We start from the raw sequence: 19,146 nt of genomic DNA on the forward strand, positions 1-19,146 counted from the left end.
AAAAGGGTTGATTTAGTGTTAAATCAACCCTTTTTCTTTTAGATCGGTTTTTAGACGCTCGTGATTATCCCAAAACTTATCGGTTATTTTCTTCCAAAGTGCGGTTACCTCAGGATTACCATTTAGGGCATCGGTACTCGGGTCATTATCAAACAACACTAGCCAAAACTGAAAGCTATCTTGTTCCGAAAAGGCCTTTAAATGCTCAACGGCAGGCTCAGCCTCTCCTTTATAAGCGTAATAGACGTACAGAAAAATATCTCTGTAATAGGTTTCATCTTGACTTACGTAGTCGTAATACTCCTGAATAAGCTCTTGCCCCTTTTCCTCTTCGCCCATCGCTTCATACACCATTCCAACCTTTAGAAATTCGTACTGAAACACGTCTAAGTTTCGTTCAGCAAGCTGATTTAAAAGTAGATCGTAATAATGATAAGCCGTTTCATAATCACGCATAAAGAAGCTCACCTTTCCTATCTCTTGTAGAATATCAATGCGTGCACTGTCCTTCTCCCATTCAGTAATCAGACGGCCTCTCAACATGTCCTCATCCTTGTCTCTGGCATAAAGCATAAAGGCCTTTACGTATTGCGAGTAACCATTGTAAGCATAATAATCAATCGATCGATTCACATAATAAATAGACTCTTCTACAAAGCCAGACTGGATCAACGCGTTGCTCAGGTGCAAGTAAATGTAACTGGTGGTAATGGAGTCATTCTCCACTCTACTCAACTGAACTCCCTTCAGAGCATACTCCAAATACTTTTCGGTGTTGGGCGTATAGTTGGCGTACATATCCGAAAGCAGGTTAATAACTTCAGCAGAGTTAGGCCTTAGCTCCAAAGCGCGCTCTAAATAAGGAATCACTGCATCAAAGTTGGCCTTTTCCTTTTCGCACAAAGCCATTGCGACATGGCTTTCTGGTAACTCAGGGTCTAACGCCATGGCTTTCTGAGCCATTTCATTCATGGCTTTTACATGCTTTCTATCTGACTGAAAAAGCTCCAAATAATAATAAGAAAAGGCCAAACTAGCGTAGGCTGCCGCAAAAGAGTCGTCAAGTCTAATGGCTCTCTCAAAGTATGGAATTGCCTCTTCTATCCTTTCCAAATTACCAATCTGTAAAAGATTTCTTCCCTTTAGGTAATTGTCATAAGCCAACAAGTTATCTGTAGGCACTTTGATGATTTGTTTGCGCTCGGTCGGGGTGATTATGGCCTTAATCTCATTCGCAATGTTGCTGGCTATTTCTTGCTGCAGCTTGAAAATATCTTTAGCATCTCGTTCGTATTGCGCTGCCCAAAGTTGCTGATCGGTAGCTGCTTCAATCAACTGAATGTTCAACATTATTCTATCACCAATTTTCTGGCCACTGCCCTCTACAAAGTAGTTCACATCCAGTTCATCGGCTATTTCGGGTATGGCCTTTGGCGAATCCCTGTACTGCTCAACTGATGTTCTGCTAATGACCTTGAGCGCGCCAATCTTTTGCAAGTTGATTAGTGTGGATTCCATCAACCCATTAATGAGATAGACATTGGACTTATCGTCACTGTCGTTTTTGAATGGCAACACAGCAATCGACTTCTCTATTGAGGCATCTTCTAATCTGTCGCCCCCCATAAAAGCGAAAGCAGCCACGGCTAAAACCAGTACTACCGCCACCAAAGCACCAATGAGCTTTCGGTTTGATTGCCTCTTTTCAAGGGGCTCAGCTGTAACTGAATCTATCTCTTCCTCAACCTGTTTAGAAGCTTCACCTGGAGGGTAACCGTAAGTTTCACGGAAGCATTTCACAAAGTAAGAGACACTTGAAAAGCCAACCTGAAACGCCACTTCCGACACATTCAAGGAACCTTGGTGAAGTAGCTCCATCGCTTTGGCCAACCTTACCTCACGAATAAATTGACTAACCGATTGCCCGGTGAGTTTTTTAATTCTTCGAAGCAAATTCGAACGACTCATTCCAATCTCTTCTGCCAGTTCGGTCACGCCAAAGCTTTCATCGGACATGCGCTGTTCAATGGTGCTTTTCAGCTGATTTAGAAAGTCGTTTTCCTTAGGCATTCCGTGGCTCAATAAATTGAAGAAGTAATTATATCAAACACAAAAAAGCTAAATATTCAGGTAAGTCACAACATTGTCAAAATGCTTGTTTCTGAGCCATTGAAGCAGGGTGTGCATCATAATTTATACTAATGCGTCATAGTTTTTAGCCGCATTTCGAAACTTGATATCATCCGAACCATAGCTAATACACGGTGCATGCCCCTCTTTGCCACCTTTGTAACATCGAAACGAAGTCAAAAACACAAATCATTAAAATCATGAAAAATCAAGTTATCAAATCAACCAGATTATTAGCAGCTACATTAATAATGTTAGTTGCGCTGAGCGCCTGCGGACAAAAAAACAGCGGCACTGAAGAAGGCGGAAAAGCCGCTACTACTGCAAAAGTAAAAGCGCCAAAAATCAGTATTCACGATGCCGTAATTTCCGGTAACTCTGAAGCGCTACAGCAGCACATTGATGCCGGAACAGACCTTAATAAAAAGGATCCATTCGGTGGTTCATCTCCTTTGATCATTGCTACGGTATTTGACAAAACAGAGATGGCGCTTACATTGATCAAGGCCGGAGCCAACCTTAACATGAAGAACAACGAAGGCTCCACAGCCTTGCACACCGCTGCATTCTTTTGTCGGTTGGATATTCTGAAAGCCCTGATTGATGCTGGAGCAGACCAAAGCATCAAAAACAATTTTAATACTACTGCTTACGAGTCGGTTGTAATTCCATTCGATCAAGTTGAGCCAGTGTATAAAATGATGGGTCAACAGTTGGCACCAATGGGCCTAACACTCGATATGGCGCGCATAGAAAAATCACGTCCTGAGGTAGCTAAAATGCTTAAGTAAGATGTCGGTTAACAACAGAAGATACGACATTGATTGGTTGAGAGTAATAGCCATTTGGCTATTGCTCATCTACCACATTGCCATTGGTTTTCAACCTTGGGGTCTGCTTATCGGTTTTATTCAAAACGATCAGTCTATGCCAAGCCTTTGGGTACCCATGACGATGCTCAACGTATGGAGAATTCCACTACTATTCTTTGTGTCAGGAATGGGTGTATTCTTCGCACTAAGAAAAAGAAGCTGGAAACAACTACTAATAGAAAGGACAAAGCGCATTCTAGTACCATTCTTATTCGGAATGGTGGCCATAGTACCCATACATGTGTTGCTTATCATGAAATATTATGAACAACCGGTAAGCTATGTGGCCAATGCTGGGCACCTTTGGTTTTTGGGTAATATTTTTAGCTATGTTCTGCTATTACTCCCACTCTTCTACTTTCTTAAAAAGCACGAAGACGGAAGGCTGTCAAATGTTATTAAGAAAATCTTTGGTTCTCCCTTCGGTTTTCTAATTGCCATAGCCCTAATGGTAGCCGAAGCCCTAATTGTAAAGCCAATTCCTTTTGAACTGTATGCACAAACCTTGCATGGCTATGTCCTCGGCTTTTTGGCCTTTTTCCTTGGTTTCTGCTTTGTTTACAGCGGTAGTTACTTTTGGGACAAGGTGCTTCATTGGCGATGGATTTTTCTAGCTGCAGGCCTAGGACTTTACCTTTACAGGTACTTTGAAAGCAACATGGTAGCACCAAACTATTTAATGGCTACTGAATCTTGTATTTGGGTGTTTAGTGCATTTGGTTTTGCTTATAAACACTTAAATAAACCAAGCAAAGCACTTAGTTATATGAGTCAAGCGGTTTATCCGGTTTATATTGTCCATATGGCATTTTTATACGGAGCTTATTACCTCATTTTTCCGCTCAATTTAAGTGTTGGTCTTAAACTAGTATTAGTGATACTACTCACTACAGTGGGTTGTTTTCTTTGCTATGAACTCATTAAAAGAATCAACTTTTTACGCCCTTTGTTTGGGCTGAAAATTGAAACTAAACAAACACATACCACCACTGAAAAGGCCTTGGGAGTTTAACCCAAGGTCTTTTGCTTTATTGGCTAACTGAATGCTTGGAGTAACGTATTCTTAAGTACTTTTACCAGCACAAACATGAGTCAACACCAAGAAACCATAAAGACCTCCTACTTCAGCATATTTGGCAATTTGGGTTTGGCCATAATCAAAGCTTTAGCTGGCATATTTGGGCATTCTTACGCATTAATCGCAGATGCGATTGAATCTACAGCCGATATATTTTCATCACTCATTGTACTACTCGGACTAAAATATGCTAAGAAACCAGCAGATGAAAATCACCCTTATGGTCATGGTAGAATTGAACCACTGGTTACATTTTTAGTCGTTGGTTTTTTGATTATCTCTGCCATAATAATTGGTTATGAGAGCATTCAGCACATTATTACACCTCATAAATCGCCAAAACCGTGGACGCTTATCGTAATTGGCGGCATCATTGTTTGGAAGGAACTCTCCTACCGACTGGTGAGCAAAAAGAGTAATGAAACTAATAGTTCTTCTCTTAAAGCCGATGCATGGCATCACCGTAGTGATGCGCTTACCTCTGGCGCAGCCTTTTTAGGCATTGGCATTGCCGTGGTATTTGGTCCCGGCTACGAAACTGCCGATGACTGGGCCGCGCTTTTCGCTACAGGAATCATTCTTTACAACAGTTACAGAATATTTAGGCCAGCACTTGGCGAGGTAATGGATGAACACCTTTACGAAGACCTAATTGCAGAAATAAGATCAATTTCAGTAACCGTTGAAGGCATACTGGACACTGAAAAGTGCTACATCCGAAAATCAGGGATGCGCTATTTTGTAGACTTACATGCCATTGTAAATGGCGATATCCCTGTGCGAGATGGCCACAAACTGGCGCACGACCTTAAAGACACCCTATTGGAAAAACTGCCTGAAATTGATGATGTGCTTATTCACATTGAGCCTGAAGAAATGGCTAGTTCTTCTTCAGAGGAATATTAAATAGGTTAACAGACTCCATTTGCTGTACAGTTGGCGGAGCCTCTTTGTAATAGTTTGGCACGTTATCCCAGCCTTCATAAAGCTTTCCATCAATATAGAAGCGATTGGTAGGGATTGTATCGTGCTGCTGATTCGGTTGAATAGCATAAGCACTACTTGGGGCTATTTTACCCGCTTTGTTACCATTTAGAACAAGCTCCTGCACGCCATCTCCATCCATATCAGCCTTAATCCATGTAAGTTGAAGAATCTTACTATAACTACCATCTGCAAGCATTTTATCAATCTCACGATTAAAGCCTGCAATAATCTGCTGGGCTTGCGGGTGACTCTTTCTCACACCAAAGTGTAAACTCTGAACAAGCATTGGGTTAGTGCCAATCTCCAAAGATTCAGTCACCGCTTTTGGTTGATGCACTTTGGCATGCTGCGCCAATAGCGCATCAACCAAAATGTAATCCACTTCATCATTTAGCAACTTTTCTAAATTCTCTTGATCGTTATTTCCACGCACGTAAGTCACGCCATCTGGGTCAGAATAAGTACCACCATACGCATAGCTACCTACAATCCCGACCGACTTTCCTTTTAGGTCGGCTAATGATTTGGCAGAAACGTCCTCTCCCTTCTTAGCTACCAACACCAGTTGATTGTACAAATAAGCCTTTGAGAACAGTAAGTATGCTTTGCGGTCTTCGCTCATCCATAGAGCGGTACTGCCATCAATTTCATCGCTTTTTATTCCCGAAATCACAGCGTCAAAAGACATAATATCCGACTCCATATTTATCCCCGAACGCTTAAGGGCAAAATTCACCAAATCCTGAGCAAGCCCACCTTTTTCGGCCACATTGGTAAATGGCGGCCAAACATCTGAAGCCAGTTTTAGTGTAGTTTCTTGCGAAATGCCGGTATTAACAACAAAGCAGTATAATAAAGCGGTGAAGAGTTTTCTCATAATTGTCAAAATTCATGGATAAGATAGCAAAAAATAGGTTTGTGCGGCTAGAAGTTAAGCTTCATTAAGCGATTTAAACTACTCATGAACCCTCTCTAATTACTATTACACCACCTTTTCAACTTAAAGCCTCAAAACCATTGAACTAGGAATTCAAAACCTTACCTTTGCGGCCTGAAAGAGCAAGCATATGATCGCAGCACAAAACGTATCCCTAGCATTTGGTAAAAGAGTACTCTTTGATGAGGTAAACATCAAATTTCAGGGTAATAACTGTTATGGTGTAATTGGTGCCAATGGTGCCGGAAAATCTACTTTCCTTAAAATTTTATCGGGCGATGTTGACCCTAACTCTGGTAAGGTTACCATGGAGCCGGGCAAACGCATGGCGGTACTTAAGCAGAACCACCATGAGTTTGACGAAAACACAGTGCTGGACACCGTGATGATGGGCCACACTGTGTTGTGGAGCATTATGAAGGAAAAAGATGCGATCTACATGAAGCCTGACTTTAGCGAAGAAGATGGTATTAAAGCATCGGAGCTTGAGGCACAGTTTGCTGAAATGGATGGCTGGAATGCAGAATCGGATGCTGCTGCCCTATTGAGTGGCCTTGGCATTACCGAAGACTTGCACTACAACTTACTGAAAGATCTTAACGGTAGCCAAAAAGTACGTGTGCTATTGGCACAAGCACTTTTCGGTAACCCAGATATTCTTATTCTGGATGAGCCTACCAACGACTTGGACCTTACGACCATTGGTTGGCTTGAAGACTTCCTTTTGGAGTTTAAAAACACAGTGATCGTTGTATCTCACGACCGTCACTTCTTAGATACTATTTGTACCAACATTGTAGATATTGACTTTGGTCAGGTGAAGTTATTCACCGGTAACTACAGCTTCTGGTACCAATCGAGCCAGTTGGCTTTATCACAAAGATCTTCTGCCAACAAAAAGGCCGAAGAGAAAAAGAAAGAGCTTCAAGAGTTTATTGCGCGTTTCTCTGCAAATGCTTCCAAATCGAAGCAAGCAACCAGTAGACGTAAGCTTTTAGACAAAATCAATGTAGAAGACATTCAGCCTTCTACCAGACGTTACCCAGCTATCATCTTCCAACAAGAGCGACAAGCGGGCGATCAGATTTTGGAGATCAAAGAGCTTTCGTATGTGAATAGCGAGAAAACTTTGTTCTCTGGCCTTGATCTTTTTGTAAACAGAGGTGATAAAATTGCTGTATTGAGCAAAGACGGCTTGGCAACTACGAGCTTCTTTAAAATTTTAATGGACGAACTGAAGCCAAAAACTGGTGAGTTCAAGTTCGGTCAAACCATTACAACTGCTTACTTGCCAAACGATAATGCAGAATACTTCGACACAGATGAAAACCTAATCGACTGGTTGCGCCAATTCTCTGATGGTGAAAAAGACGAGGTATTTATTCGTGGTTTCTTGGGTAAAATGCTTTTCTCTGGTGAGGAAGTATTCAAGAAAGCCAATGTACTTTCTGGTGGTGAAAAAGTGCGTTGTATGCTGTCGCGAATGATGCTAGCGCAAGGTAATCTGTTGATTATTGATGAGCCAACCAACCACTTGGACCTTGAGTCTATTCAGGCGTTTAACAATGCTTTGAAGGACTTCCCAGGTACTGTGCTCTTCACCTCTCATGACCACGAATTCACCAATACTGTAGCCAATCGTATCCTAGAAATTGGACCAAAAGGCTATCTAGACAAGCTCAGCACTTACGATGAATACATCGAGAATGATGAGTGGATGGCACAGCGTGAAGAAATTTACTAGTTATTAATGGAACCTGCCCCGATTACTCGGGGCAGGTTCCGAATTCATTGTACATAGTTGGGCCTACTGCAAAAGCCAAACACACCGCGCCATGCTGAACTTGCTTCAGCATCCCCAACGACCTTGCATCTGACTAGTTAATTGGGGAATTAGGTAATTGGTTATTCGTGGACCAGTTGTCCGTTAATCGGAAAACAATGTGCTAACCTTTGCCGCTCTCTTTTCTCCTCGACCGTAGTGGAGAGGCCTGCCCAACATTTTAGTTGTCAGTATATCCGTTGATCAGAAAACAGTTCTGCTGTTCATCATTCATGGTTCGTAATTCAAAGTCAGAGAACCGCAAAACCCCATGTACACCGTCATTCTGAGGGAATTCATGAGCCATTAGGCGAATGAATGACCGAAAGAATCCACAACATATTGCCCCCATACTGGTTATCAGTGGAGCAGGAAATCAGAAATTAGTTATCAGTATATCCGTTCATAGGGAAACAATCAATGACTCAAAAGCCCCCATCCCAACCTTCCCCCGAGTGGGAAGGCTTAAGGCCTGTGCTAGGTCTAGCTGCTCTCTTTTTCACCCTGAACGCAGTCGAAGGGTCGGCCAAGTAGCTACTATCAGCTAATCAGAAAACAGTAACATCTCACCCGATTCTTCAGGAAGTGATTGAGTCTGTTTTAGTTCATAGTTAATGGTTCAAAGTCAGAGAACCGCAAAGCCCCACTTACACCGTCATTCTGAGGAAATTCATAAGCCATTAGGCGAAGGAGTGACCGAAAGAATCCCCAGCATATTGCACCTTTGCTGGTTATCAGTGGAACAGAAAATCAGAAATTAGTTATCAGTGTATCGGTTAAGCGGAAACGGGGTTCAGTTCAAAGTAATCAGACCGCTGACTCTACCACTTATTCATCACACCCCAACTTCATCCCCTGGCAACCTCCAACACTAGCCTCTCTTGCAAATACGCCAGCAAATCTCTTTCTTGAAAAAAGGAAAACACACACCGTTCTATTAATACTCCTGTGCTTTTCTGAAAAACTGATTTATGACTGTTAGCAACTGATTTCGAGTGCTATCAGACATAAATGTGACTTATATACAACGTTGTGTATAATTTGAAATGAACAGAGGCATTTACATACAGATATTAGAGAATGATAAATTTCATTCTAAATGGGATGAAAATAGAATATTCTGGAATGAATCTTCTGACATCTATACTTTTTTACGAAATCACACGCTGAAAATCGAACATAAATTCGACACCAAATTCAATGCTTTCTCTGACAATGAAATTCCAATGGACGGAATAAAAATGCTGGCAGATGGAATAAAAAAAGACTTGGATTTTCTAATTGAAGAATATGAAAGTAAACCAATTGAAAGCGGTCTGAATCCTGTTATATTAGATTACAATGGAAAACAAATAAAATTACACTATAAAGCTTCAAAGCTGCATCGAATAATTTTGAATTTAGTTCGGTTTCAAAGGAAGTTGGAATCCGTGATTGAAAAAAATAAAAAGGTTTACGTGTGTGGAAACGCTTATTTCAATGATAAAATGTTAGATGCCTTAATGAAGATTAGAAGCGAATTCAGAACAAATGGAATAGTAAGCGTTAATGGAATTCAAGAAACTGAATTGACAGCATTGATTAAAGACAAAAGTCTGATAAAAACAAACTCAAATTATAGGTTAACACGCAAAGGTATGATAATAGATATAGCGGAATGAAAAACTATCCACAACAATGGCTATAAGTAATTGCCTGTTCTCGTCTACTTCTGAAAAACCCTCGCGGATTTCCAGTTTGGCGTCTACTTGCTTAGTTTAGTGCTAAACCACGCAACTACTCATAGACGAGACCGTTGTACACAAGCTGAAAATCACGCTCGAATAAAATTATAAACACCTTTTCCTTCTGCTACTAATACATCCTCTTGAAATGCTTTCCTTTTGGTCACCATTATTCGATTCCCCCAATCTGACCAATTTTATCAATCTTTCTTATGTAATTATATCCATATGACAGATTTATAGCATTTCACCCCGTGCAGGATAACCTGACTGAACGATGTAATCTACCGCTTTTACAAAAGAAGGAAGATATGGTCTTCCCCAAGGGTTACTGTTTATAGCCGAATAATAAACTTGATTACTATTGTCAATTAAAAACAACCCTGGTTCACTAAACTCACTTGGCTCACCATCTTTTACACCAGAGCTTAAATATAAAGCCCAATCTCTTGCTGATTTTTCAGTTAAACCATAGCCCAAAGTAAGGTTAGACAATGCCCAATTTTGACGAGAAAGTCTTGCTCTCTTTTCAGTATCCATACTCACGGCTACGACATTAACACCTCTCTGCTCGAATTCGGGTAGCAATTCCTGTAATTGTTGTAAGTATTTCTTGCACAATGGACAATGTAAGCCTCGGTAAAAAACAACCAAAGTAAAGTTATCTGGTTTTTGGTCTGCCAAATTCCATTGATTTCCATCTAATAATGGAAACTGTAAATCTGGCGCTGTATGTTTTGGTGTTGGTCTATTCATAACAAATATTTTAAAAGTTTGCTTTCAAGTGATTTTCAAAACGATTAAAATCATTCTCTACTTCTGGGTTTTTCATTACATCATATGCCATAAAAGTTGGTAATGGCTCAAAACCAAACCACTTAAAATTAAGATGCATCGGTTTTAAAAGGTCATCTTCGCTTATTCCATTAAAAAAAACTTCCTCTGGGTTATTGAAAGCTTCTTTTGGTGCATTAGCCGTTACTGACATCATATACTTTCCTTTTAGCTTTCCACCTAATCCGTAATTCTTCTTGGGCGCTTCTGGACTTCTGCCATCACCGTTTGACATTTCTCCCATCATACCCATAGAAAATACCTCATCGATGTATTTTTTAAACGACCAACTTACACCCATCCAGTTCAATGGTGTTTGAAAAAAGACCACATCTGCCCATTTGAATTTTTCAATTTCTTCATTGACATCATAATTGTCTTCCATTGTGGTCTTCTTGACATTGTAACCATTGCTCTTAAAATAATTCTCAGCTTTTTCAGTTAAAGCCGCGTTTAATTTTCCTTCAGAAAATGGGTATTTCTGATGACCGTTGATGATAAAAATATTTTTCATTCTAAATTTTAACTACATTTGTTTCACAAAAAAACTAATGTCAGTTTAAAAATGAAACTATTATACTTCCATTCGGAAAAAATAGTGGTAACTAAAAAGTAACTAATGGCGAGAAAATATATAGACAACCCGAACACTTGTTCCCTTGTGCATACAATGAACATCATTGGCAATAAATGGAAACCGATTATTCTATACTTATTATCAAGTGGTTCTATTCGATTTGGAATGCTGAATACTCTTATACCTACAATCTCAAAAAAGGTGTTAACTAATCAGCTGAAAGAATTAGAGAACGATGGCTTGCTTTTAAGACAATCTTTTGCTGAAATTCCACCAAGAGTTGAATATTCATTAACTGAAAAAGCAGTTGGACTTTTGCCAGCTTTAAGAATGTTAAGCGATTGGGCTAACGAAGCTTATCCTGAAATGAAATTTGAAGAATGTAGAATTGTCGAAAAAGAAAAGTCAGCGTACAACAACATACTTAAAAAATAGCGGTTTAATCGCTTAAACGAAAAAAATGAATAAATCAAAAGTCTGTTATAATCCGAAAAGCTAGTGCGTGAGAATCCGCTACTTTTCATATACTAACCGTTCCCTCCTAACAAAACCATAATCTCCCTCCCATTATCTCTCTTCTTAAATTCAGTACTTTTGGGCTTTTCAACTCAACCCCATGAAAAGAACCTTTATACTACTCATCTCATTCGCCATTTATAGCACGGCCGTGGCACAAACCAAAGTAATTGCACATCGTGGTTTTTCAGGTATCGCTCCAGAAAATACTTTGTCAGCATTTCAAAAAGCCATAGATCACAAAGTTGAATTCTTTGAGCTAGATGTACACATAACCATGGATGACTCGGTGGTTGTGATCCACGATAGCTCGGTAGACAGAACATCGTCAAACGGTAAAACAGGGAAAATTGCCGATATGACTTTTGCTGAAGTTCGTCAGGTGAAAGCTGGCTATACCGATAAGTTTGATGATGACTTTAAAAACGAAAGTATTCCAACCTTACACGAGGCATTGGCCTTAGCCAAAGACAAAATAAAGGTTTGTGTGGAAATTAAGGCTTTTGGTACCGAAGAGCAGGTAATGCGCACCATTAATAAATTGGGGATGAACGACCAAGTGATCATATTCTCATTCCACTATCCGGTACTCGCCAAAATCAGAAAGATGGACGAAAGCATTCCTATTCTCTACCTCAAGGGTTCAGCAGATGAATTTACGCTTGATCACGCCAAAGTAATTGATGCGCGCTACATTGGTGTAGGTGGAGGAACTAAGTTAACCAAAGAGTTTTTGGCAAAAGCACATACACAAGGCATAAAGGTTTGGCGATACACGGTAGACGATGAACCAACCATGAAAGAACTGCTCGAATTGGGCATTGATGGCATAATCTCCAACCACCCTGATAGAGTTGAAAAGCTCTTAAAATAGGCCATCTGGCTAAATAATGTATTTTCTGAGAACTTGATAGTGACTACTCCGTATGCGTGGTAGTCACTTTCTAATTGGTCAAACTCAGATGAAAAAAACACTCTACATTCTGGCATCATTCCTACTCCTTTTTGCCTGTTCAAAAGAACCTGAAAACCAGCCAGATGCCCCAGATAATGACACCCCTGCCCTTTACACCTTACCGATAGTTATACACATTATTCATAATGGTCAGTCGGTTGGCGACAGCATTAACTTGGCCGAAATAAAAATTCTTGAGCAAGTTGACGGGCTTAACAATGACTTTAGAAGAAGGAAAGGCACATTGGGAGAAAACGACTCTCCTATTAGTGATGATGCTTTCATTCAATTTAAATTAGCTGAAGCAGACCCTGATGGTAAGCCAACAAATGGTATAAACCGGGTAAACTATTCGGATGTATTTCCAAACAAGACAGCGTATACTGATTTATTTGATAGACTACCTGTGCTAGCCAATTGGAATCCCGAAAAGTATATTAACATATGGGTTTATGGTGGATTACCGCCAAACACGCTTGCTGGGCGTGCTTCATTACCAACCACTAACTTACCAGGCTTGGAAGAGCCGCTTAAAACCGTTGGCGATGGTGTAATGATCAACACCTTCCACTTTGGCTTCTCAACTGTGGATGGCACTGTAAATCTTGGCAAAACGCTGACGCATGAAATGGGGCATTTTCTTGGGCTACTCCACATATGGGGCAATACATTTGAAGGAAAAGACTGTTTTGAGTTTGACGACTTTGTAGAAGACACTCCATTTGTAAGCGCATCCATAGGCCATTGCAATGGAAATATACCACTGGCTTGTGACGGACAAGAAGCGCCAGCCAAGAACTACATGAACCTTACTACTGACAACTGCATGAATGTATTTACAAAAGGTCAGATTGCCAGAATGCGGTATGTTTTGGAAAATGCAGAAAGAAGAAAGACATTGACAACTTCAAACGTTGTGAGCAGACCCTAGTATTATGAAAACCAGTCTAAAGCTTGAAGAATTGGCCATGTTTGGCCTTTCCATTTACTTATTCAATCAAACCGACTTTGCCTGGTGGTGGTACTTGGCTTTAATCCTAACACCAGATATTGGCATGATTGGTTATGCTATAAGCACCAAGGTTGGTGCCTTTACCTATAACTTATTTCACCATAAAGCTGTGGCCATTGCTGTACTTTGCCTTGGCTGGTATATGGGCAATTCAGCTCTGGAATTAGCAGGAATTATACTGTTCGGTCATGCCAGCATGGACAGAATGTTTGGTTACGGCCTAAAATACCCCGATCACTTTAAGCATACACACCTTGGGTGGATGGACGAAACTAACTAATCAAAAGAAGGTGTCTTTAAAGCAACTCTCTGTTGCAAACTTCCTACATCATTTTCATATTATCCCTAACTTGCAGGCTGAAATGGCGGAACAGCAAGGCACAAGAATTAATAAATACTTAAGTGAAGTTGGTTATTGCTCTCGAAGAGCGGCCGACAAGCTCATAGAACAAGGCAGGGTTAAAATTAACGGCAAGGTACCTGAAATGGGTACTAAAATTCAGGCAGGTGATCAGGTGCATGTAGATGGAAAGTTGATTACCGAGCCAAAAGAAAAACCAGTCTACATTGCTTTTAACAAGCCAATAGGCATTGTTTGCACTACAGATACCCGTGTAGAGAAAGATAACATCATCGACTTTATTGGTCATCCACAGCGCATCTTCCCCATTGGCCGTTTAGATAAACCCAGTGAAGGCTTGATCTTTTTGACCAACGATGGCGACATTGTGAATAAGATTCTTCGCGCCCGCAACCACCACGAGAAAGAATACATTGTAACAGTCAACAAGCGCATTCGACCAGATTTTATAGAACGAATGAGCAATGGCGTACCAATACTCGATACCGTAACGCGCAAGTGTAAGGTAGAACAATTGAGTTCTCATAAGTTCAAAATTGTGCTTACGCAAGGTTTAAACCGACAAATTCGTAGAATGTGCGAGTACTTGGACTACCGAGTAACCAAGCTAAAACGTATCCGCATTATGAATGTGGTGTTGGATATTCCCGTAGGCCAGTGGCGCGACCTTACAGACAAGGAAATGAAGGAAATCAACCGCCTGGTCTCCGATTCGGCTAAAACGCACGAGTAAATTATCTAAGGCAAAAAAAGTCCAAGCTTTCACTCGGACTTCAAGGTTTTATACCTGCATGGCATCAGTTTTCTGACTGATACTTCGGCTTTATTTTATCTGGAAAAAGCATTTTCAGCTTCTTTACCTTGGGCACTGCAATGTTAATAATGTACGGATTGCCAGGGTTCAATTCATAGTAATCCTGATGATAGCCTTCAGCCTTCCAGAACTTGGTAAACTTCTCCACTGTAGTAGCCAACTCCTTCTCGTACTTTCCACTGCGGTTAAGTTTGTTAACCGTTGCCTCGGCTTCAATTTGTTGCTTAAAGCTGTGGTAAAAAACCACATTACGATATTGTGCACCTACATCTGGTCCCTGCCTGTTGAGCTGCGTAGGGTCAATTGTAGCAAAAAAGATGTTTAACAACTCTTGGTACTTTATTACTGAAGGATCGAACACAATTTGAACAGCCTCGGCATGGTTAGTCTCTCCATAACTCACCTGCTTATACGTTGGGTTTTCTTGGTCACCGCCAGTATATCCTGAATAAACATCAATTACGCCTTCTACACGCTCAAAAACAGCTTCGGTACACCAAAAGCAACCACCAGCAAAGGTGGCAACTTCGCGTCCCTCTTGCTCAAGATTAGCTACAGAAACGGCCTCGGTCTTGTCACCAGGGCCACAAGCTGTCATCGATAGGTTTAATAAAACCGTTGTAAGAAATGTGCTCAGTAAACTCATAACTCTCATTTATACCATCCAAACGCCTTGTTTGGCTAAAGGTTTTTATAGAACGTCTTTCAGCATACCTTTAAGGTCTGCTGGTGAATAATTCACAGACTTTAATGTCTTGTTGTCCGACTTTCTGTATACCAAAAAGTGTCCGTCAGCTTCTTCTACGTAACTCTCTGTTCCGTCTTTCTCCATGTAAAACTTCTGTGTAGCCTCTGCTTCTTCCATTGTTTTACAAGTTTTGCTCATGTTAGAACGCTGAACTTCATCAAACAAATCTTTAAAGCGTTCTCCCAAGCCAAACTCCAAAATAGCTCCTGACAATACGTATTGAATATCGCACAATGCATCGGCCACTTCTACCAAGTCCTTATTGGCAATAGCTTCCTCCAACTCCTTTAGCTCTTCGGCAATCAATGCGACTCTTAAATTACAACGATCTTCAGATGGAATTTGAGGGGATTCTAAAATAGGGTGCTTGAATGTTTTATGAAATTCTGCTACGCTATTAAGTGGTTTCGGTTCTTGCATAATTCTAATAAAAAGGCCTGATTAATTATCAGGCCAATGTTACGTAAATATTCTATTGCTACTAAATTAGTTATTGTCTTTTTTGAATTTGGGCGGCTCCTCTCCTTCCGGAACGAAAATCAATGCTGCTGAATTCAAGCAATAGCGTAAGCCTGTTGGCTCAGGGCCATCGTTAAATACGTGTCCTAGGTGCGAGCCACTTTTGCTATCAACAACTTCCCATCGTACCATACCTAAGGTGGTATCCTTTACCAATTTTATGGCATCGTCAGAAATGGGTTTCCAAAAACTTGGCCAGCCAGAGTACGAGTTGTACTTGGTTTCAGAAGAAAATACTGGCTGCAATGAAGCGGCAGAATAGTAGGTTCCTTTTTTGTAGAACTTATTATACTCGCCCGAACCAGCCAACTCTGTCCCAGCTTCTCTCAAAATGTGATACTGCTCTGGCGTTAGGCGTTCTCTCCACTCACTTTCCGTAAGTTGTATTTCATAAACACCCTTCTGCTTGCCTTGTTGCTTATCTATAGATGTATTGCTTCTCAAGGCCAGAATACTGGTAACCAGAATGATTAATAAGCCGGAAGTCAATAATATTTTCGCTTTCATTAATTGGTTTTTTGTTAGGTAACTTTACTTACGTAAAAAGGTTTTGGAGCGGTTTTCTAGGATTAGGATAATTGTCGGCCGAGCGATGTTTTAGCCACCACATTTGTTGCACTACTATTGCTGGCATCGCTCATAGGGTGAAAATGAATAGTAGGCACTTTTACTTTCTTCCAAGGCGCAATATAGCTCAAGGCCTTTTTAGATAACAGCTCATTCTTACGCTTCGCACCGGCATGCATAGGCTTAGCTTTATCGTACAATACAACACTCGCCCCAGAAGGACTCAATGCTCGCTTCAGCTCATCATAAGCCATATGCTGAAAATCCTTCTCGTAATTATTAATAAAATCGAAAGAGAAGAAAGCATCAATGGAAGCATCAGCAAATGGTAGATCATTCATTTCGGCCAAAACATAAATAGTCTTCGCGCTCAATTGCTCCTTTACGCTTCTAATTCTATCAATATTATAATCAAGATGAACGTAGTGATCGAATTGGGTTCCAAACTCAAGGTTAAGAATACTATCGGCATGCTCGGAAAAAGCACTCAAAAAACACGCGCCAGATTTAGGCAACAAGTTTTTCAAAGACTTCAGCTCTTCAGGAGCCAATGGTTTGGTACTGGGCGATGCTACTACTGCTTTATCTCCACTAAAATTGAATACGCTGTAAAACTCCTCAACTTTATGCTCAGAAACCCTTAAAAAAGGATTCTCAGTTCTGTTTTTGGCTACAACAGCGGTATCCTTTTGAAGTAGAAGGATATCATCAATTACGGGATAAATATAGAGGTGATTATCACTAGCATAGGCCTTTTCTAGCTTAAACCTTACCGGAACGCCAGAATAAAAGCAAAGCTGATTTTGAGCTACTTGGGCATTAACAGTCACTAACTCCGCCACAGAAAGTGGCTTGAGTTGCCTAGAAGTGAAAGGGCAAGTAAAAATGTTATCGTTAACCGCTTGTTCGCTCATTTTTTAGATGTATTCCAAATACATTTTTTATGCGCAATAACCCTACCAGAGTAGTTTATGGCCGCAAAAAAGCTAAATAGCGTTTACAATTACAACTTGATTCCCATTAAGGGACGGTTTTGTCTAAGGTTGGTAAAATTAGTCGATCACGATTTTCTTGTGACCAGCCATAATAGTGCTCGAATACATTAGCTCAGAACTCACTTCGTTCAAGCTTTTCGCATACTTTTTAAGTCGCTTGGTAGTTTTCTCAGATCTTTCCTGAATCTTCTCCTCGGCATACTTTAAAAGCTTCCCTCCAATTTCTTTTGTTCTTTTCATTTTTGGTTTTGTAGGTTTAATTTCACTTATACTATTGGTACAACTAAGTAACACATCACACTTACTCATTAAAGTTAACCATATTTTATCCTTTAATGAATACCTTATACAGGGTAAAATCAATTCATTTTAAGCACTCTACGCTTCTCCTTAAATTGATTAATTATCCGCTGCGTTTCAGGGGTATCAGGATAGTTCGTAATAAACTCTTTAGCACTGGCATTGTTCGAGAGCGTTATATCATCAGCAACAAAGCCAAATCCTTTGTAAACCCCTTCTTCCACATATACGATACTTTGCTCATCTATGGTTCGCCCTTGGCCCATAATTACAAAAGAATCTGGTTTGGCATTTAAACCTTCTAACGCTTTCGAAAAACGAGCATTCACTTCATCTTCGCCTATGCTTTTAAATGAATATCCAAAAAACTTCATGGCATCAGCCGGTAAGCTGCACAATTCCGGATCAAGCTCATATTCCTTTACCAACTGAATAAGGAATGTTCTGGCCTTATCGAAAGAAGTGAACTTAGCGAGTGGCTTTAGTCCTTTTTGCGCTTTACCAATTGAAAGTCTGTGGTTTCCTTTGGCATCTTGATAATGGTAAAGGCCGTATCGACTGGCGGGGTACTTTTGCGCCTTATTAAATGGCGGAAAAAGCCTTCTGATTTCGTAAGCTTCGAACAGAAACGCCACCAGTTCGTCTCCGCAAAGCTCAAATGAAATATCGAAGATTTTGTCCTTCATGCCTTGCTTATAGATCACATCGGTACTGGAGAAGTGCCCTCTTATGCGCTTTTTGATGTTATTAGCTTTCCCAACATAAAGTACTTTTCCGTGCTCATCGTGGAAATAGTATACCCCCGTTTGATCGGGTAAATTCTCAAAAACCTGCTTATCCAAATTTGGGGGTAAGTCGGCTTCTTTAGAGTTCTTTTTGAGAAAGTATTCAATCTCGCCCGATTCGTTCTCCAAAATCAAATCCATCAATTCGGCTGTAGCCTTGGCATCGCCCATGGCGCGGTGACGCGCATGATTAGCAATACCAAAATGATCGCAAAGCTTACCCAAACTATAAGAACGTAAGCCCGGAAAAACTTTTCTACTTAGCCTTACACTGCAGAGTTTTTTATGTTTAAACTCAGCCCCGAGCTCTTCAAACTCCTTCTTTAAAAAAGAATAGTCGAAATTGACATTGTGCGCCACAAAAATATTGCCCTCCAACATCATGTGAATCTCTTTGGCCACCTCGTAAAACTTAGGTGCATCGGCTACCATTTCATTAGAAATTCCGGTAAGTGCTGTAATACCAGGCGGAATTCCCCTTTCCGGATTAATCAATGACTGATATTCGTCTACCACGCGCTGTCCATCGTGTACCAAAATGGCTACTTCGGTAATTTTTCCGTAGTTGGCTGCGCTTCCTGTCGTCTCAATATCTACTATGGCAAACATGCAT

Annotated in this window: 20 protein-coding genes; 10 read left to right on the top strand and 10 right to left on the bottom strand. The window is 40.5% G+C overall.

The genetic code is table 11. From position 1 onward, the window contains the following. Nucleotides 1–18: 18 nt before the first annotated feature. Complete coding sequence (locus BMW98_RS11350) at nucleotides 19–2,070, bottom strand: helix-turn-helix domain-containing protein (RefSeq protein ID WP_090258705.1); 2,052 nt, start codon at nucleotides 2,068–2,070, stop codon at nucleotides 19–21. A 260-nt stretch (nucleotides 2,071–2,330) separates the two neighbouring features. On the opposite strand from BMW98_RS11350, the gene BMW98_RS11355 reads away from it, so the two are divergent. The 3 genes from BMW98_RS11355 (at nucleotide 2,331) to BMW98_RS11365 (ending at nucleotide 4,986) form a co-directional block, all read left to right on the top strand. Beyond that, the gene (locus BMW98_RS11355) at nucleotides 2,331–2,921 is read left to right on the top strand and encodes an ankyrin repeat domain-containing protein (RefSeq protein ID WP_090258706.1); all 591 of its coding nucleotides are present in this window, start codon (nucleotides 2,331–2,333) and stop codon (nucleotides 2,919–2,921) included. A 1-nt stretch (nucleotide 2,922) separates the two neighbouring features. Then, complete coding sequence (locus tag BMW98_RS11360; protein ID WP_090258707.1) at nucleotides 2,923–4,014, top strand: acyltransferase family protein; 1,092 nt, start codon at nucleotides 2,923–2,925, stop codon at nucleotides 4,012–4,014. A gap of 75 nt (nucleotides 4,015–4,089) precedes the next feature. Beyond that, nucleotides 4,090–4,986 (top strand): cation diffusion facilitator family transporter, encoded by an 897-nt coding sequence (locus tag BMW98_RS11365; protein ID WP_090258708.1) that lies wholly within the window; start codon nucleotides 4,090–4,092, stop codon nucleotides 4,984–4,986. Here BMW98_RS11365 and BMW98_RS11370 read toward each other — a convergent pair. Continuing rightward, the gene (locus BMW98_RS11370) at nucleotides 4,961–5,944 is read right to left on the bottom strand and encodes a substrate-binding periplasmic protein (protein WP_090258709.1); all 984 of its coding nucleotides are present in this window, start codon (nucleotides 5,942–5,944) and stop codon (nucleotides 4,961–4,963) included. The two genes, BMW98_RS11365 and BMW98_RS11370, sit on opposite strands and share 26 nt — an antisense overlap. 190 nt (nucleotides 5,945–6,134) lie before the next feature. Here BMW98_RS11370 and BMW98_RS11375 point away from each other — a divergent pair, with 190 nt between their 5' ends. Together BMW98_RS11375 and BMW98_RS11380 are read left to right on the top strand one after the other, a co-directional pair. Beyond that, the gene (locus BMW98_RS11375) at nucleotides 6,135–7,748 is read left to right on the top strand and encodes an ABC-F family ATP-binding cassette domain-containing protein (protein ID WP_090258710.1); all 1,614 of its coding nucleotides are present in this window, start codon (nucleotides 6,135–6,137) and stop codon (nucleotides 7,746–7,748) included. 1,124 nt (nucleotides 7,749–8,872) lie between these two features. Continuing rightward, nucleotides 8,873–9,487 (top strand): hypothetical protein, encoded by a 615-nt coding sequence (locus tag BMW98_RS11380; protein ID WP_090258711.1) that lies wholly within the window; start codon nucleotides 8,873–8,875, stop codon nucleotides 9,485–9,487. 300 nt (nucleotides 9,488–9,787) lie between these two features. On the opposite strand, the gene BMW98_RS11390 is transcribed toward BMW98_RS11380, so the two are convergent. After that, nucleotides 9,788–10,306, bottom strand: a complete 519-nt coding sequence (locus BMW98_RS11390) for a peroxiredoxin-like family protein (protein ID WP_090258712.1) — start codon at nucleotides 10,304–10,306, stop codon at nucleotides 9,788–9,790. Nucleotides 10,307–10,316: 10 nt separating this feature from the next. Then, complete coding sequence (locus tag BMW98_RS11395) at nucleotides 10,317–10,898, bottom strand: NAD(P)H-dependent oxidoreductase (protein WP_090258713.1); 582 nt, start codon at nucleotides 10,896–10,898, stop codon at nucleotides 10,317–10,319. A 105-nt stretch (nucleotides 10,899–11,003) separates the two neighbouring features. Between BMW98_RS11395 and BMW98_RS11400 the strand changes: the two genes are divergently transcribed. From BMW98_RS11400 to rluF, 5 genes are all read left to right on the top strand, one after another. Then, nucleotides 11,004–11,396, top strand: a complete 393-nt coding sequence (locus tag BMW98_RS11400; protein ID WP_090258714.1) for a winged helix-turn-helix transcriptional regulator — start codon at nucleotides 11,004–11,006, stop codon at nucleotides 11,394–11,396. A gap of 181 nt (nucleotides 11,397–11,577) precedes the next feature. Next, the gene (locus BMW98_RS11405; RefSeq protein ID WP_090258715.1) at nucleotides 11,578–12,351 is read left to right on the top strand and encodes a glycerophosphodiester phosphodiesterase; all 774 of its coding nucleotides are present in this window, start codon (nucleotides 11,578–11,580) and stop codon (nucleotides 12,349–12,351) included. A gap of 88 nt (nucleotides 12,352–12,439) precedes the next feature. Beyond that, nucleotides 12,440–13,363, top strand: a complete 924-nt coding sequence (locus BMW98_RS11410) for a M43 family zinc metalloprotease (RefSeq protein WP_162844738.1) — start codon at nucleotides 12,440–12,442, stop codon at nucleotides 13,361–13,363. Between the two features lie 4 nt (nucleotides 13,364–13,367). Further along, nucleotides 13,368–13,724, top strand: coding sequence for a DUF4260 domain-containing protein (locus BMW98_RS11415; RefSeq protein ID WP_090258717.1), 357 nt, complete (start codon nucleotides 13,368–13,370; stop codon nucleotides 13,722–13,724). A gap of 82 nt (nucleotides 13,725–13,806) precedes the next feature. Further along, nucleotides 13,807–14,538 carry a 23S rRNA pseudouridine(2604) synthase RluF gene (gene rluF / locus BMW98_RS11420; RefSeq protein ID WP_090258718.1) on the top strand — a complete coding sequence of 244 codons (732 nt, stop codon included), beginning with the start codon at nucleotides 13,807–13,809 and terminating at the stop codon, nucleotides 14,536–14,538. 64 nt (nucleotides 14,539–14,602) lie between these two features. On the opposite strand, the gene msrA is transcribed toward rluF, so the two are convergent. The 6 genes from msrA to BMW98_RS11450 form a co-directional block, all read right to left on the bottom strand. Then, nucleotides 14,603–15,265, bottom strand: a complete 663-nt coding sequence (gene msrA, locus BMW98_RS11425; protein WP_245733569.1) for a peptide-methionine (S)-S-oxide reductase MsrA — start codon at nucleotides 15,263–15,265, stop codon at nucleotides 14,603–14,605. A gap of 45 nt (nucleotides 15,266–15,310) precedes the next feature. Next, nucleotides 15,311–15,787 (bottom strand): pyrophosphohydrolase domain-containing protein, encoded by a 477-nt coding sequence (locus BMW98_RS11430; protein ID WP_090258720.1) that lies wholly within the window; start codon nucleotides 15,785–15,787, stop codon nucleotides 15,311–15,313. A gap of 66 nt (nucleotides 15,788–15,853) precedes the next feature. Next, nucleotides 15,854–16,393: a peptide-methionine (R)-S-oxide reductase MsrB gene (gene msrB / locus BMW98_RS11435; RefSeq protein WP_090258721.1), complete on the bottom strand. Its 540-nt coding sequence runs from the start codon at nucleotides 16,391–16,393 to the stop codon at nucleotides 15,854–15,856. Between the two features lie 62 nt (nucleotides 16,394–16,455). Further along, nucleotides 16,456–17,367, bottom strand: a complete 912-nt coding sequence (locus tag BMW98_RS11440) for a class I SAM-dependent methyltransferase (RefSeq protein ID WP_090258722.1) — start codon at nucleotides 17,365–17,367, stop codon at nucleotides 16,456–16,458. Between the two features lie 138 nt (nucleotides 17,368–17,505). Further along, nucleotides 17,506–17,688: a hypothetical protein gene (locus BMW98_RS20325; RefSeq protein WP_121505267.1), complete on the bottom strand. Its 183-nt coding sequence runs from the start codon at nucleotides 17,686–17,688 to the stop codon at nucleotides 17,506–17,508. Between the two features lie 119 nt (nucleotides 17,689–17,807). Then, nucleotides 17,808–19,142 (bottom strand): exonuclease domain-containing protein, encoded by a 1,335-nt coding sequence (locus tag BMW98_RS11450; protein ID WP_090258724.1) that lies wholly within the window; start codon nucleotides 19,140–19,142, stop codon nucleotides 17,808–17,810. Nucleotides 19,143–19,146 lie beyond the last annotated feature (4 nt).

Origin of the sequence: Roseivirga pacifica, assembly GCF_900111145.1 — a bacterium.
GTDB lineage: Bacteria > Bacteroidota > Bacteroidia > Cytophagales > Cyclobacteriaceae > Roseivirga > Roseivirga pacifica.